This window comes from Barnesiella sp. An22 (genome assembly GCF_002159975.1).
Taxonomy (GTDB): domain Bacteria; phylum Bacteroidota; class Bacteroidia; order Bacteroidales; family Barnesiellaceae; genus Barnesiella; species Barnesiella merdigallinarum.
In genome coordinates, this window is record NZ_NFJR01000016.1 from 32,934 (window position 1) to 49,642 (window position 16,709).

General features: G+C 43.3%; 12 protein-coding genes and 1 pseudogene. 7 read left to right on the forward strand and 6 right to left on the reverse strand.

Annotated elements, in window-relative coordinates:
- Nucleotides 1-2: 2 nt before the first annotated feature.
- From B5F38_RS12355 to B5F38_RS12375, 5 genes are read left to right on the forward strand one after another with little or no spacing between them, the layout of a single operon-like run.
- Nucleotides 3-1,592: an N-6 DNA methylase gene (locus tag B5F38_RS12355; protein ID WP_087409496.1), complete on the forward strand. Its 1,590-nt coding sequence runs from the start codon at nt 3-5 to the stop codon at nt 1,590-1,592.
- Entirely contained in the window at nt 1,579-2,625 is a 1,047-nt protein-coding gene (locus B5F38_RS12360; protein WP_087409509.1) for a PDDEXK nuclease domain-containing protein, read from the forward strand. The genes B5F38_RS12355 and B5F38_RS12360 overlap by 14 nt, the downstream gene beginning before the upstream one ends.
- Nucleotide 2,626: 1 nt before the next feature.
- A complete protein-coding gene (locus B5F38_RS12365; protein WP_087409497.1) occupies nt 2,627-3,754 on the forward strand; it encodes a restriction endonuclease subunit S in 1,128 nt (375 codons plus the stop codon).
- 12 nt (nt 3,755-3,766) lie between these two features.
- Complete coding sequence (locus tag B5F38_RS12370; RefSeq protein WP_087409498.1) at nt 3,767-6,994, forward strand: HsdR family type I site-specific deoxyribonuclease; 3,228 nt, start codon at nt 3,767-3,769, stop codon at nt 6,992-6,994.
- A 17-nt stretch (nt 6,995-7,011) separates the two neighbouring features.
- On the forward strand, nt 7,012-7,992 hold the full coding sequence (locus B5F38_RS12375; protein WP_087409499.1) for an AbiH family protein: 981 nt from the start codon (nt 7,012-7,014) through the stop codon (nt 7,990-7,992).
- A 104-nt stretch (nt 7,993-8,096) separates the two neighbouring features.
- On the opposite strand, the gene mobV is transcribed toward B5F38_RS12375, so the two are convergent.
- The 6 genes and pseudogenes from mobV to B5F38_RS12405 form a co-directional block, all read right to left on the reverse strand.
- Nucleotides 8,097-9,647 carry a MobV family relaxase gene (mobV, locus tag B5F38_RS12380; protein ID WP_087409500.1) on the reverse strand — a complete coding sequence of 517 codons (1,551 nt, stop codon included), beginning with the start codon at nt 9,645-9,647 and terminating at the stop codon, nt 8,097-8,099.
- 150 nt (nt 9,648-9,797) lie between these two features.
- The gene (locus B5F38_RS12385) at nt 9,798-10,826 is read right to left on the reverse strand and encodes a DUF6371 domain-containing protein (RefSeq protein WP_087409501.1); all 1,029 of its coding nucleotides are present in this window, start codon (nt 10,824-10,826) and stop codon (nt 9,798-9,800) included.
- On the reverse strand, nt 10,819-12,312 hold the full coding sequence (locus tag B5F38_RS12390; protein ID WP_087409502.1) for a DUF3987 domain-containing protein: 1,494 nt from the start codon (nt 12,310-12,312) through the stop codon (nt 10,819-10,821). The genes B5F38_RS12385 and B5F38_RS12390 overlap by 8 nt, the downstream gene beginning before the upstream one ends.
- Nucleotides 12,305-12,637, reverse strand: a complete 333-nt coding sequence (locus B5F38_RS12395) for a helix-turn-helix domain-containing protein (protein ID WP_013611297.1) — start codon at nt 12,635-12,637, stop codon at nt 12,305-12,307. Before B5F38_RS12395 ends, B5F38_RS12390 begins: the two co-directional genes overlap by 8 nt.
- Nucleotides 12,638-12,881: 244 nt before the next feature.
- On the reverse strand, nt 12,882-13,559 hold the full coding sequence (locus B5F38_RS12400; protein WP_087409503.1) for a hypothetical protein: 678 nt from the start codon (nt 13,557-13,559) through the stop codon (nt 12,882-12,884).
- Between the two features lie 23 nt (nt 13,560-13,582).
- A pseudogene (locus B5F38_RS12405) lies at nt 13,583-13,771 on the reverse strand (tyrosine-type recombinase/integrase); the annotation flags it as partial.
- 284 nt (nt 13,772-14,055) lie between these two features.
- On the opposite strand from B5F38_RS12405, the gene B5F38_RS12410 reads away from it, so the two are divergent.
- Both B5F38_RS12410 and B5F38_RS12415 read left to right on the forward strand, forming a co-directional pair.
- Nucleotides 14,056-15,285: a site-specific integrase gene (locus B5F38_RS12410; protein ID WP_087409504.1), complete on the forward strand. Its 1,230-nt coding sequence runs from the start codon at nt 14,056-14,058 to the stop codon at nt 15,283-15,285.
- A gap of 19 nt (nt 15,286-15,304) precedes the next feature.
- A complete protein-coding gene (locus tag B5F38_RS12415; RefSeq protein ID WP_087409505.1) occupies nt 15,305-16,540 on the forward strand; it encodes a site-specific integrase in 1,236 nt (411 codons plus the stop codon).
- The last annotated feature ends 169 nt before the right edge of the window (nt 16,541-16,709 follow it).

The following is a 16,709-nucleotide window of genomic DNA, read 5'->3' on the forward strand; positions in this document are numbered from 1 at the left end:
CGATGGCCAAGAAACAAACAAAAATAACAAAGGAGGAGACCTTAGAAACCATACTTTTCAACTGTCGCAACAGTTTGAGAGGGCGTGCGGCCATGACCGACAAGCGCGATTTGTTGCTGACTCTTGTGTTTTTGAAATTCATCGGGGAACGCTTCAAGCAGCAAAAGGATAAAATCAGGCATGAGATTATAGAGGTTCAAGGCATTCACGACGAGGCTTTTGTTGAAATGCAGCTGTCCCGTCCCAATCAGTATATGCAGGACGGAGTGTTTTTCCTGACTGACGAAACATTTTGGGACAAGCTGATTCTTACGGCACCTACCGGTATGGCCATCGCTTTCGATACAGCCATAAAGACGTTGGACGACAATGAACCTAAGCTGAAGAACGCCCTTCCACAGCAGATTTTCACGAAAACGGCTCTTGAACCGGGTGTCTTGAAAAGTGTGGTGGACGAGATTAACAAGATAGATCCCAAAAAGTTCACCGATCACGACCTCATAGGGCGTGTATATGAATATTTCTTGCAGGCTTTCTCAATCAATGCCGACAAGGAGGAAGGTGAGTTCTACACGCCGCATTCTATCGTGGAGCTTATTGCCTCACTCATCGAGCCGTTCGACGGTACGGTCTATGACCCGTGCTGCGGGTCAGGCGGTATGTTCGTGCAGGCAACCAAGTTTATTGAAGCACATGGCGGCAACACCAAAGCGGTCAACGTGTATGGACAGGAATCCGAACCGGCGACCTATCGTCTGGCAAAGATGAATCTTGCTATCCGCGGTATATCCTACCATTTGGGAGACAAAGCTGTATCCACTTTCTCCGACGACCAGCATAAAGACCTCAAGTTCGACTATATCATGGCAAATCCGCCATTCAATTTGAAGAAATATGCCGAGTATGGAGAATTTGAGACGGACCCCCGCTGGAAAGGTTATGGAGTTCCACCGACCAGCAATGCCAACTACGCATGGATTCTCCATATCCTGAACAAACTGGATGTCAATCACGGAATTGCAGGATTTCTGCTTGCCAATGGGGCATTGGACGACAGCGACACGCTTGAAATACGCAAACAATTGATCGAAAACGACAAAATCGAGGCTATCATCGTTCTGCCGCGCAACATGTTCTATTCTACCGATATATCCGTTACGTTATGGATTCTGAACAATAATAAGAAAGGTGGTCCCTGGCATGGCAGACAACTGCGTAACCGAACGGGCGAGATCTTGTTTATTGACCTGCGCACATGGAACAGTAACATATACGAAAAGAAATATGTTCGCCTGTCTGAAACGGAAATTAGCCGGGTTTGCCAAATCTATTTCAATTGGCAGACTAAAAATTTCGCCGAGTATGCCGAGCCTGAGTTATACTATGCCGCTCATCTTGACGAAATCCAACAGAAAGGATATTCGCTTGTACCCTCCAGATATATCGAGTTTATCGACCGCGATACGGAAATTGATTATAAATCAGCCCTCACCGAGATGAGCCGTAAATTTGACGAACTGAAGAAAAGATGGGATGCAAATGAAGCCGAACTCGTGAATGCCTTCAAAATTTTGGGATATGGAAAAGAATAAGCAACAAACTGATATAATAACCGAGAATTTTGTTTCCGATATTAGAACCATCATAGAGCAAGGACGGAAACAAGCTTATGCCGCAACTGGTCAAATAGCCATTATGACTTATTGGAACATTGGACGGCGTATCGTGGAAGAAGAACAGCAGGGGGCAAGCAGGGCGGCATACGGACAAAAGCTTATTCCGGCTCTTGCTGTCAGACTTGCTGCTGAATACGGAACCGGCTATGGTAAGCGTAACTTGGCATATTACCGAAAGTTCTATTTGGAATTCAAGGATGTAGAAATTTTGCACACGCGTGTGCAAAATCTTACTTGGTCACATGTTCGCAGACTTCTTTCCGTCAGCAATGTGCAAGCAAGGGAATGGTATTTGAAGACAGCCGCCGAGGATATGTGGAGTGTGGACGACCTTGACAGAAATATCTCCACCCAATATTATGAACGACGGCTTGCGGCTCAAAGGGAAAGTTCAACTCTGCCCGTACCTTATGTCGGTCAAACAGATCCGTTGGAATATATAAAGAATCCAATGGTGGCCGAATTTATGGGATTCCATCGGGATACTAATTATTCAGAATCAGAATTGGAGCAGGCACTAATTGACAACCTTGAGAAGTTCATCATGGAACTCGGTCGTGGATTTGCTTTCGTAGAAAGGCAGCAACACATTGTGACCGATACGGCTGATTTCTATATCGACCTTGTATTCTATAATTACAAGATGAAGCGGTTCGTTATCTTTGAACTGAAAACCCATAAGCTGACTCATCAGGACATCGGACAGTTGGATATGTACATCCGTATGTACGATGATTTGGTTAAAGGAGATGATGACAATCCGACCATCGGTGTGTTACTCTGCACGGATACGGACAACACCATAGCAAAATATTCAGTGTTACATGACAGCGACCAGATTTTTGCCGCTAAGTATATGACATATATGCCTACCGAAGAGGAACTGCGCCGAGAAATCGAACAGCAGAAACGCTTCTTTATGGAACAGCGTGGAAAAGAAGAGGTGTGATATGGAAAGTGGCGGTGTAAAATGGGGCCGGATCGGGGATTATATCGAGTGGTGTGACGAAAGGAATACGGCCGGTCGTAACTATCCTGTTATCGGCATAAATAGAGATAAAACATTTATGCCAACGGTTGCCAATCTGGATGGTGTTGATATTACTAAATACAAAATTGTTTCCAAAGGGATGTTTGTATTTAGTGGTATGCAAACAGGTCGTGATATATGCATTCGAATTGGATTATACGACAAAGCACAACCCGCTTTGATTTCGCCTGCATATACGACTTTTTTCATCAATAAAGAGAACGACGTTTTACCGGAATACTTTTTTATGTATTTCAATCGAGAGGAAAGCGACCGTTATGGCTGGTTTATTAGTGATTCTAGCGTCCGAGCCAATTTGGACTGGCCTCGTTTCCTTGATATTGAGATTCCTCTTCCATCTGTTGCCGAACAGCAGAAAGTGGTGAACGCATGGAGAGCATTCCGGGAAATTAAAGAGCAAAACGAAGCTAAGGCAGCCCCGCTTATGCAACTCTGCCAAAGCTATATCCAAGAAATAAGAAAGAAGAAGAATGTACGAAATTATCGTATTGGTAATGCTATAGAAGTCATAGATAAGACCAATAAAGATGGTTCTCCCTATGAAGTATTAGGATTAAACAATAATAAAATGTTTATGCCGACTGTTGCTTCTATGGACACAATAAACACAAGCAAATATAAAATTATTAGAAAAGGAGAATTTGCATTTAGTGGCATGCAGACAGGCCGAGATAAGTGTATTCGTATCGCTTTGTACGACAAAGATATTCCAGCTTTAATTTCGCCTGCTTATACAACTTTCATCTTTGATAAGAAAGAGCCTATTCTTCCAGAATATTTTATGATGATATTCAAAAATTCAGAAATGGATAGATTAGGCTGGTTTTATAGTGACTCAAGTGTGAGAGCAAATTTGGATTGGAATAGATTTATTGACATAGAAATACCTCTTCCCCTCATTGAAGTTCAACAGGCTATTGTTAATATCTACAAATGCGCCAACGAGGCAAGGCAGATAGCCGAAGAAGCCGACCGGCTTTCTCGTGAAGTGTGTCCGGCATTGCTTCAACACGTTATACATTCTTAAATCGCAGCGATTATGGTAGGCAAAGGGAAATATTATGAAAGCCAGTTTGAGGAGGCGACTATCGAACTCCTCCGCGAGTCGCATTGGCAATATACATTTGGTGATGAAATCCACCGGAAATATACCGACCCGCTTATTGAAGAAGACCTGCGGACATTTCTTGCCGCTCAATACAAGGACAAAAAACTGACCGTAACCGAAGTGGACGGCATTGTTGCCAATCTGCGGAACACGGGCGGCCAGAACGATTATTATGCCCTGCAAAACACCTTCCTGCTCTATCGGGACGGATACGATTTTACATACAGCGATGGCAGGGACAATCCGTTCCGCCTGCAATACATCGACTTCGAGCATCCCGACCATAATATTTTCCGTTGCGTCAACCAATTTATCATGGAACAAGGCCGTGAGAACCGCCGGCCCGACATCCTGCTTTTTGTAAACGGCATACCGGTCTGCATCGTCGAACTCAAAAACCCGACCAAGCAGAATGCCACCATACGCGATGCCCACACGCAGATTTGTACCCGTTATATGCGGGATATACCAGCCTTGCTGAAATATTGTGCACTGGCAGTTATCAGCGACGGAGCAAAGAACGAATTGGGAACGCCCTACACGCCATTCGAATTTTTCTACGAATGGAAGAAAATCGACAATGAAGACAAAGCCGGCAAGGGGCTTGATACGCTTCGGACCCTTGTTCGCGGAGCGCTTTCGCCGGAACGTATCTTGGAGATCCTGCGCGACTATGTCTATTTCCCCGATCCGACGAAAGAGGATGACACGACCGAAGTTGTGTGCCGCTATCCACAATTCTTTGCCACTCGTAAGTTACGAGACCATATCCTCTCCCATTTGCGCTCTGTTGGCGGCGATGGTAAGGGGGGCACCTATTTCGGCGCCACCGGGTGTGGAAAGACCTATACCATGCTGTTCCTTGCTCGCCAGTTGGCACTGCGTTGCCGAGAGCAACTGGGTAGTCCAACAATCCTTATTATCGTTGATCGGGAAGATTTGGAGACTCAGAGCGGAAAACTGTTCTGCCGCTCGAAACGCTACCTTGAAGACGAGGCCGTAAAGGTATTTGAGACCCGCAAGGAACTTGCCGAAGAGATGAGTATGCGCAAGACCGGCGGGGTCTATATTACCACGATCCAGAAATTTGCAGAGTCCACTGGATTGCTTACGGAGCGTTCCAATGTGATTTGTCTGAGCGACGAGGCGCACCGTTCTCAAAACAACCTCGGGTCGAAACTGTCGATACAGACAGAAGGCGACACCGGGAAAATAGGGGCAAAAATTACATACGGATTTGCCAAATACCTGCGTGATGCCTTGCCTAACGCCACATATGTGGGCTTTACCGGAACACCCATCGACGAGACCATACATGTATTTGGAGATGTCGTAGATCAATACACGATGAAGGAGTCGGAAGATGACGGCATCACCGTACCTATCAAATACGATCCCCGACTGGCGCGTGTTTTCTTGAACAAGGAGCAAGCCGAGAAGGTTGAGGAATACTACCGGATCTGTGCGGACGAAGGGGCTACGCCTGAAGATATTGCCAAGAGCAAAGCCGCCATGTCGAGCATGGAGGTAATTATCGGCGATGAAGATGTGTTGCGCCGGGTTGCTAAGGACATTATCGATGACTACAAACGCCGAACAGAAACAACCGACCGTCTGCAAAAAGCGATGATTACCTGCGCCGACCGCACAATCGCGTTCCGATTGTATAAAATCATGCGGGAGCTGCAACCCGATTGGTTCGAGAAGAAAAAGGCTTTGAATGAACTTGTATTAACGGCAGATGAAAAGGACAAACTCAATGACATCGCTTTTGTCAATATGGTCATGACCCGCGACAAGGACGATGAAAAGGAGTTATACAATTTGCTTGGAGACAAGGAATATCGCAAATTTCTTGATGCCGAGTTCAAATCAGAGAAATCCAATTTTCATATCTCCATCAATGTTGATATGTGGATTACTGGATTCGATGTGCCGTGCCTGACCATGCTTTACAACGATAAGCCTCTGTCGAAACACACATTGATACAGACCATATCGCGAGTGAACCGTCGATACGGCACTAAGGAATTTGGCTTCATCATCGACTACATCGGTATCCGCGAGGAGATGAAGAAGGCCATGAAGAAATACGGAGGTGAGGTAGGACCACAAGAGGATTTGGATACAGCCCATGATATACTGAAAAACGAATTGCAGCTTTTACAGGAGAGATTGTCTGGCCTTTCATTCAAACGCTTTTTCGGAGACAATGACCTTGCGCGGCTTCAGTTCATTCAGGAGGCGGCCGAATATATCCTTGCCAACAGCGTGGAACGGAAAGGAGAAGTGTCATTCCTCAAACTTTTCAAAGAACACGTCAAACGACTGCGCTCGGCATACAACATCTGCAATCCGGCCGGAATCCTGACTGATGAAGAGGTGACATGGAGCCAATGTTTTATGGGAATCTGTTCATACGTCAACAAAATGACCGCCACCGAGCACGATACGGAAAGTATGAACCGACATGTGGAACAGATGGTTCAGGAGGCTATCCTCGCCAGTGGTGTGGAACGGGTTATGAACGAAGGTGTTGAAGAAAACATTTTTAGCGACTCGTTTTCCAAAGAAGTGGAAGAGATAAAGATGCCGTTCACCAAGTTCCAGATTCTTTGTAAACTTGTAGCCAAAGCGATCAGAGCATACAGTCGGACAAACAAGATACAGGCCGAACATTTTCAGAAGATGCTCGAGGAAACGATTGACGCATATAATACCCGTGATAAGCTGACATTCACCAATGATGTGACCCAGAATGTTGTAAATGATGTTTATGACATTGTTTCATACAAAATTAACGGACTTTCTAACAAACTGATGGGTATCCTGAAAGAACTTAAAACAGACAGTGAAAAGTTCAAGGTATTGGGCATCACATTCGAGGAAAAGGCATTCTTTGATGTACTTGTTGAAGTCCGTGGTAAACATGGCTTTGAGTATGCAGATGATCGTTGTATTGAGTTGGCCAAGAAAATCAAAGCACTGATAGACGACACTGCCATCTATGCAGACTGGCTGAACAATGACAACCTCAAAAGCAAACTTGCCAGCCAGCTTACTTTCCTTCTGTATAAAGAGGGTTATCCGCCCCAGTGGGATGAAGAAGTCTTCCAGAAAGTACTGGAGCAGGTGGAGAATTACAAGAAATATGAATAGGAACTAACTACTTTAGAATGAATATACTTTACATCTTTGGTAATGGCTTTGATAAAGCACAAGGGATGGCAACCAGTTATCCTGAGTTTTATAAATATTTGCAGGATCATGTAACAAGTGGCAGCAATTTATTAAATCAGATGAAAGTTGAAATAACTGAAGATCAAAAGCTGTGGTCCGATATGGAAGAACGTTTGGGTGCTTTTACAGATGTATCTAACAACGCTGATGAGTTTTACGATTTCTATTTTGAATTGAACGAACATCTTCAAAGATATCTAACAAAAGAGAATGAGAAGTTTTTACCAACGCATAAACTTAAGACAAAATTTCAGGACGATTTTATTAACATCAGCAAATATCTAGGGGCATCAGATAAAGAGCGTTTTAATAGATTTATGAAGAAACACAACTTTTCTTCCAAAGATATCTCTGTTATTACACTAAATTATACAAATACTCTCGAAAAAATATTAGACCTTAGTGGCGGCGCAACAACCAAAGTATTTAATAGTATTAATACACTACGTAATCTTATTCACGTTCATGGCCTATTGGGCCAATCGATCATCGTAGGTGTCGATAATGAAACTCAAATTAAAAATGAAGAGTTCAAAAAAAATGACGATATTAAAGATTTGATGATAAAAGAACAATCGAATCTGGTGATGAAAGAGACAAGGCATATACAATGCGAGACTTTAATTAATAATGCGAATGTAATTATATTGTTTGGAGTCTCACTTGGAGATACTGATGCTCGGTGGTGGAAGATAATAGGGAATAACCTCATTAACAGAACGAATATAGCTATTATTCAACATCTGTATGAACCTAAAGCGATTAGTCGCACACAATTACAGAAACGAGGACGATTGGAACGAGAACAACAAAAATGCTTTATGCAGAAAATGAGAATAGAAGAAAAAAACTGGTCTGAGGATTTAACAAGCAGATTGTTTTTCACAGTAAATGAACCGACATTCATTTTAAAATAATTATATAGGCCATATAAATAGTTCTGTATCAACAATACTAATAATTTCCATCAAAATCCTCCGATGAAACACAATCAACATGTTTATCGGAGGATTCTTAGAATTTAACGCGTTTTCTTACACATAATTCTCTTTTGAGAATTATGGACGATTCGTGCCACATATAATAGACACCTTCTCCTATACACCTCTTTCTCCTCATCCGGCCTTCTTCCGTCCCAGCGAAGGTCTGAATCGGAGTTGCCACCGCCAGATGAAACAGCAACAGGTTGTCCGCCAATCAAAGCATCAGCGATGGTGAAGATTCGTTCCCGCACAGAAGGCTCAGCCAGCTGGTCAAGAAATGTCTGCATCTGTTCAGTCTGATTATTGTTGAGATCCGTCAGTCGTGCATACTCCTGTTGCAGCCATTTAAGCTCCCGATAGTCCAGCAACGTATTACTCTGCACCGCTTGTATTTGCTGTTCGGCATCCTTCCGATACAGTTCTTCAATCTGACGGACAATCTTCACGAATCGGCTGGCGATAGACCTGTTCTGCTCCTCAATCCATTTGTCAACCCCGAATATCGGAGGTTTACCAGTGATTCGTGGCGGCTCAAAATCTATCTTGTGATTGCGGAAAGGTTGCGCCACTCTACCGACACGGTCTATATTCTTTGTCATCTTCTCCAGTTCCTGCTCCTTTTCTTGAAGCTTACCTGCCTTGTCTTCAAGCTTGGACTGGTATTCGGAAATCTGTTTTTGTATCCTGGTCTTTTGAATTTCATATTCCTGAAGAGCGATTTTGCCGGAAGTCAGAGACTTCTCAATTTCTTCAAGTTGGGATTGAGACCTGAATATCTGTGCTTCCAACCTCCGTATCATAGTCTGCAGCCCCTTGACTGCTTTCTCCGCCTGTTTCGCATCTTTGGACAGTTTCCGGATATAATCGCGTTTACTAAGATGGTTGACGTTCCGGCCTTCAATACTGTCACCACGTTCCAGCCCGTACTTGCTCCCAACCTCTTCATATAGCGAGGTGTGCATTTCCCGAAGAATATGGCCATACTCATAACGGCTCTTCCCAAACTTAGCCGACCACATGACGCATTCGCGTCCGCTTTTGGCTCGTTGTCCGACCGGAACAATCAAGGCATGGATATGCGGGCTGCTCTCATCGAGATGAACCTGGAAGCCGATGATGTTCTCCTGCCCGTATCGTCGGGCGCACCAGTCATAGACATCTTTTGCCCATTGTTCGATTTCCGGACATCGCTGGATATGACTGTTATCTGCACCCTTTTCCAGATTTACGGTTTGGGTCCCAAATGCCATCTCAAGTGTACGGTCATGATTGCCTCCAAAGATAAATTTCGCACAACAGTTTGGTTGAATTTTGCTGTCCGGCTTGAAGGGTTTCCAGCCCAGTTCAGTCAACCGTTCCTGCAAACGTACTTCAAGCGATTTCTCTTGATAGCCTAACGGATGAACTTTCCCATCGGGCCCAATCTCGAAATTCAGTTTCATTCGGGTCTTGTCATAGTGATTGGTCGGATCCTGATTCTTTCTGTCAATCTTGTCGTCATTCCAATGCCTTTCGTTTTCATTCGCCTCTGATGTGCCGAATGACTTCCCGGCTTCAACATGCATGGCCTGTTTAATATCTGTATTCATATAGGGTATTCTTTTGATAAATGATTAATATTTGAGCTTGCTCTTGTGCCAGTCCGCTCTGCGGGACAATGACCGGATTTTATTGCCGTCAGGCAAAAAGTCCTTATTGTGTTAAGGACTTTCTATAAATCCTCGGAACAAGTTCCTTTACTATTCAATAAGTTCCAAATCCAGTTCATCAATGAGCAACTGCAATGTTGGATTACGTTGTATCATCTGATGGAGTATCTGTCTCTTTGATGGTGAATACAGGAAGAAGTCTGCAATATCCAATCCTTGGCTGCGTTGCTCTTCATCGGATGTACATTCCAAAACATTGGACACAACAACCCGTTTGCATATTCCAGACAACAAAGCAGACTTTTCTTGCCATTGTTCTGTTGCTCCTAAATCAGGGATGAGAGTAACCTCCCTGCCTTTGAGGACCTGCATGGCTTCACTATTGAAACAACCGTTCTTTCCGCCTGTTGCCAACCATATATAATCGGGAATAAAATGGCTCATTACGACAGCGGTCTTTTCACTTTCCACCAGCATTACCGGAGACGATGAGCTTTTCAGAAGATGTTCCCCGTACAGACATTGCTTCAAATGGAAATCCTGCAATTTCAACTCGGAGTGCGCCCAACTGACAAAAGCCTGAGGCACTTTAACCCGGTGTCCTGTCTCCGCATTATAGCACATTACCTTACCAGTTCTTACCTGTCCATTTATATCTATCTGCCAGAAAACCGCTGAACCTCCCCATTTTGCGGATGTCCCTATACGATACATTCCAAACAACCTGTCTGTCTCATCTTCACCAAATACATGGCAGAAATATTGATACAAAGGGTTAATAGAATAATGCGACTGACTTTTTAACACATAAGATAAAGGAATATACGAAGGGGCAATACATACGGATGTTTTATCTACCGTCTTATAAGGGGCAGAAAGGAGTGACTTGTTAGATTCTTTATTCATTTCCAACACATCAGGATTATCCTTGAAGTATTCCTTAGGTGTATAGTGGTAGCCGCAACTGTTCTCGTGATCACACTTGCCGACATTACCGGGAAAGCTAATGCTGCCTTGTTCATCAATATACCTGACAAAACATCGGCTTTTACCACAGTTCGGACAAGTAGTCTTGCTTCCAGGGCGGTATTTCTGCAAATGGAATCTGTATTCACTCATGGTCTTCTGATTTTAGTGTGGTTGCACTCTGCACTTTTGCACTTTGAGAAGATTGCACGGTATCTTGACAAGATGAAAGTGCAATAGTGCAAGGTGCATCAGTATTTTCTGTCATAAGTTTGCGATAGACTCCATGCTGAAGCTTTTCTATAAGAGGGTGCTTAAGCCGGCATAATTGGTCAAGCGCATAATAGACGGTACGTCGGGACATATCAACTTTTCTACCGGCAATAACAGCATCCCCGGAAGTGAACCGATCTTCCAACAGAGAAAGCCAGGCTTCTTTCGTTTCGCCGATACTGTTTATGACAATGGTTTCCTGAATCCTCCTGTATGTTTCCTCATAATAATCAATCATACGGATCGCCGATTCTACGGAATCCCGCTCAATATATTGCATATCTCCACTATCAGTAGCCCATTTCATTACCTGAAACAACAGGGCAAGACGTGCTACATGGCCGTTGAGTTTCATCTTCCGGCTTTCAACATCCGCATCATCCTCAATGGCATTTACAGCATCTATAATTCCATTGTACCATTCATAAAAATATTCTTCCGCATCGTCAGACATTGTAATGATACGGGGATTGACCGTTGTACCCTTATCATCAAGGATACAGGGGATGCTTAGGATTCTGTTGATTATTGTCCTCCATTGATTCATGATATCAGGACGGGCTGTATCTTCCCGTCTCCATCCGGATATCTTCCTGTTTTTAGGATAGACAAACAGAAAACGGTCAAGCAATCCGTTGGCAAGGAACTCTGCACGGAAGACTTCCTGCAGCATATTCGTCTGTACTGAACCGATGACATTTATACATGGATTCTTGATTAGAACAGGACGTGATTCTGATTTGCGGATAATCTTTAACGGCTGTCCGCTATAAGCTGTCAGCAGATCTTCAATGAGGTTGTTCTTGCTGTTGTACCTTTTGACGGAATTGAACAAAGCCAGGATTTCATCGACGACCAATGTTATCCCACGCTGATTATGCTGATGAATATTCATCATCGCCTCCGGGGTGGAATCATAAATGACCGTCGTTACAAAATTCGGTTTCTTGAGCAGTTGTTCTTCCCCGTCACTTCCGTGCTTGCCTGCTGACATGGCTCTTTCATATTCGTCATATTCCTCGTTATATTTCTCATGCAGCCGGTCATCATACTCATTAATCGGCTTATAAATAAAACCGAGAGGAGGTGTTTTCCCAAGCCCTGGACGACCGACCAACATCATATAAATGGATGGACAAGTTTTCCACTCGCCCTTTATACGGATATGACAAGAGTTGCCTATTGCAGTAGCAACAGCGGAAAGAATAATAGACGCAGTATATTCCACATTGAAATTTTCGTATCTGGCAAGATTGAGGATAATCTCCTGTATCCTGTCCGGAAAGGCATCCAACGGAAGACCTGTTTCCGGAATGCCTTCCACTTCCGAACGAAGCATGTTGGTCAAATGAATGGTGTCAAACATAGCCACCTCCTTCCTGTTTGGGAAGTTCATCACCAATAGCGAAAGCTTCATAATGGAAACGACGCAGAAAGCGGTCCACGTCTTCCTGCGTGTACCAGTATTTATCACCTTCACGCGAGTAGCCGAGATAACCGTTGTCTCGCAACTTTTTCAGATACTTATCTTTAATGTTCAACATCTCCATCAAAGACTTGTTGTCATAAAGACGATGCCCACTTTCATGAGCGAGAGGCGGCAGTTTCTCCTGTTTCTCTACTATGCTGAGAATCTTTTCAAGCAGTTCCCGGTCGCATAGTTTCTTTTCTCCATTTAATTTTTGAGCCATAGTTTATAGTATTATGGCTTAACCTTCCTTATGCACACTCGGACTGTAAGCCGGGTTTACGTGCTATGATACGACTGTGCACATCGTACCAAAAGCTCGGTGCAAAGGTTCAAACTCCTTAGGAATCTTGGTGTTAGAATGAATTAGATACTATGTTAGAGGTCGTGTTAGAGTTGTATATAACACGGAGGTGATGAATTTATAATCTGCTGCTTATCAAACAAAAAAAAGAGTAGCACATTGGCTACTCAAATAACTTGTCAATTTTCTCGGATCCTGTGGGCGCAGCTTTGTTTTTTCGGGTATGCCTTGATTGAGTCAGATCTTTCATGTTAAATAACTTATCTAATTCAGTACCCGGAAATAATTCCACCCTGCCAGGCATCCAGTACATCTTCTCATCATATATTGTTTTCTCAGGATAATCTTCGCAATAGATACGTCCACACATATATGCAAGAAGAACTTTGTTCAAAGTCCACTCATAATGATCATCGTCGATAATGATATATCCTTCTTCAATGGCTTTATCAAAGATCTTTCTTGCCAATTCAGTATCAAGCCGAGGCGGTAAAGTCACTTTATGGTGGTCTGGAACCATATCTTTTTGCACAGATTCAGTTTCTGCGATTTTCTTTCCCTTAATTCGCTTCTTTTGATACAAGTCCTCTGCTGCATAGATCAACGTTATTGCACATCCGATAGCAGTACTGATTCCGACAATGACAGCCGTGCCGGTTTCTGTTCCCCAAGATGGACGAAGCACCCCTAAGCCAAGAAGAATGAGGATACCGATAATGGTAGTGAGTCCTACTCCCCAGAATACCTTACGGCTGTTTAACTTGTATATATAGGTTACAGCCAGTACAATAAGGAATCCTGCTATCAGGATACATGCAACTCGAAATGGCAATGATATCATGTTTCTTTATCTTTTCACAGTGATTATATAGTCAAGTTGATTAATTCTCCGCTTAGTTTTGCCACCTCTGCCGATAGTGTTTCCGGCAGGAAACGGGCATAAACCTTCTCTGTAATATCCGTGCTGCTATGTCCGAGCAGACGACTGACAACCGACATGGAAAGCCCCTTGTTAAGCGCAAAAACCGCAAATGAGTGCCGGGCCGTGTGCATAAGTAACAGGAAAGCAAGCGATAACAGAAATGAGTAGATAAAACTTAAATGGTTGGTATTTAGTATATTTGCTGGATTCTGCCAAATGAGTAAAACGCAAAAAAGGTGATTTGTAGTATTTGTTCAGTTACCAAAGCGTTAGCTGTCCAGTTACCGAAGCATACAGGTAACGCAATGAGGAGTACAGAAGTTATCACGATGGGCTATTATTCACTGGTTGTCAATATTTTGCATATCAAAGAACGCTTATAAATTAGGTAATTTTGCCATTAAAGAATAAGCGTATGAAAATAGAAAAATTCAAGGTGTTGCTCTACCTGAAAAAGAGCGGTCTTGACAAGTTCGGAAAGGCTCCAATTATGGGACGAATAACGGTGAACAACACGATGGCGCAATTCAGTTGCAAGCTGTCATGTACTCCAGAGTTATGGAATCCACGTGAGAGTCGGTTGAATGGAAAAAGTAAAGAAGCGGTGGAAACCAATGCAAAAATCGACAGGTTGCTATTGGCTGTAAACGCTGCCTTTGATTCTCTCGTGGAACGGAAACATGATTTTAATGCAACGGATGTAAAAGAAATGCTTCAAGGTAGCAAAGATACCCAAATGACATTGCTCAAGCTGTTCGACAGGCATATCGAGGAAGTGAAGTCCCGTGTGGGGATAGACATATCCCACCGTACACTTCCAAACTATATTTATACCCGTAACCGTCTTGCAGAATTCATAAATTGCAGATTCAAGGTGTCAGACCTTGCCTTTTGCCAGCTTAATGAGCTGTTTATACGTGAATTTCAGGAATATGTTGTAATTGAGAAACGACTGGGAGTCCAGACTGTACGTCACTATCTGGCCATACTGAAAAAGATTTGCCGTATCGCATTCAAGGAAGGGCATTCGGACAAGTCCTATTTTGAACACTACCAGCTGCCAAAACAGAAAGAGACACCCCCGAGAGCATTGAGCAAGGATGATTTCGAAAAAATAAGAGATGTAGAGCTTACCGGCTGCCGCCCCGAACACTCTATAGTCAGGGATATGTTTCTTTTCGCCTGCTACACCGGGACTTCGTATGTTGACGTAGTTGCAATTACTCCTGATAACCTATCCAAGGATGATCAGGGAGCGCCATGGTTGAAATACCGAAGAGGCAAAAACGGACAACTGTGCCGTGTCAAGCTGTTGCCGGAAGCCGTGGCTCTTATTGAAAAGTACAAGGATGAGACAAGGGCTACCTTGTTTCCTGTCATCCCCTACCAGGCTTTGAAATGGTGTCTTACAAGCATCAAAATGAAAGTCGGGATAAAAGGCCGTTTGTCATACCACATGGGGAGACATTCGTTCTCGACCCTTATGACATTGGAAAACGGTGTGCCGATTGAAACTGTCAGCAGGATGCTGGGACACGCGGATATAGGTACAACCCAAGTATATGCCCGTGTGACTCCCAAAAAACTTTTTGAGGACATGGACAAATATATCGAGGCGACAAAAGACCTGAAACTGATTCTATAACTCTTAAAATATTTAAACAATGCGAAGTACATTTTCTATTCTCTACTATATTAACCGAGGCAAGGTTAAAGCCGACGGGACAACAGCCATCATGTGCCGTATCACGATTGACGGCAAGAGCAGTGTATTTACTACCGGATATTATTGCAATCCTGAATGCTGGAATACCAAAAACGGAACGGTAAAAGATGGCAGGACAAACGGTCTTCTTGCAGACCTACGGGCAAGGCTTGAAACTTCTTACACGAACCTGTTAAAGGAAATGGGTATGATAACTGCTGAAATGCTGAAAAACGAAATAACATGTATAGGGACTGTTCCTGTAACTCTCTTGAAAGCCGGAGAAGAAGAACGTGAAAGGTTGAGAATCCGTTCCGTAGCGATAAATTCTACCTCATCTTACCGTCAGTCCAAGTCTACTCAGGCATACCTGCACGAATTCCTCCTTTCTATGGGGAAGAATGACATAGCCTTTGAAGACATTACAGAAGATTTCGGTTGGGAATACAAACGATATCTGAAAGGCAAAGGTTGCGGTGCGAGTCACATCAACCATTGTTTTACATGGCTGAACAGACTGATATATATTGCCGTTGACAGGGAGATTCTCCGTTTCAACCCGCTTGCGGATGTTCCTTACGAGAAAAAGCCTACAGGCAAATTGAAACATATAAGCAGGGCTGAGTTGCAAAGGATTATGGAACAGCCTATGCCAGAAAGATTACAGGAACTTACACGCAGGGCTTTCATATTTTCCTGCTTCACCGGATTGTCTTACGTTGATGTTAAACGGCTCTATCCTTCACATATTGAAACGACTTTAGACGGAAGAAAGTACATCCGTATCAACCGTAAAAAAACGGATGTGGAGTCATTCATACCCCTTCATCCCATAGCTGAACAGATATTGGCTATGTATAACACAACGGATGAAAGCAACCCCATATTCCCATTGCCCAAACGTGACATGTTATGGTACTGCATACATGAGATAGGTATCGTGGTTGGTATAAAGGAGAATTTGAGTTATCACGCCAGCAGGCATTCGTTCGGTACTTTGATGCTTTCTGCAGGTGTCCCGATAGAAAGTATAAGTAAAATGATGGGACACACGAGTATTAAAACGACACAAGGATATGCCAAAGTAACCGATGATAAAATATCCGAGGACATGGACAAGCTGATGAAACGAAGACAAAAGCAAAAGGACAATCCCAGACAGTCGCCCGTTCCCTCTGCCGTCCATAGAAGTTAGTACAGACTCTATTGAAAGCGAAAAGGTCAGGCAGCTATGATATTTCGGACTGAATATACTTTAGGGACTGTCGTAAAAAGAATAAAACTTTATAATAAATTGATTGCCAATGTAATATAAAATTTGTATCTTAGCTAAAGATAAAAAGAATACCTCCAATTGCCCTAGA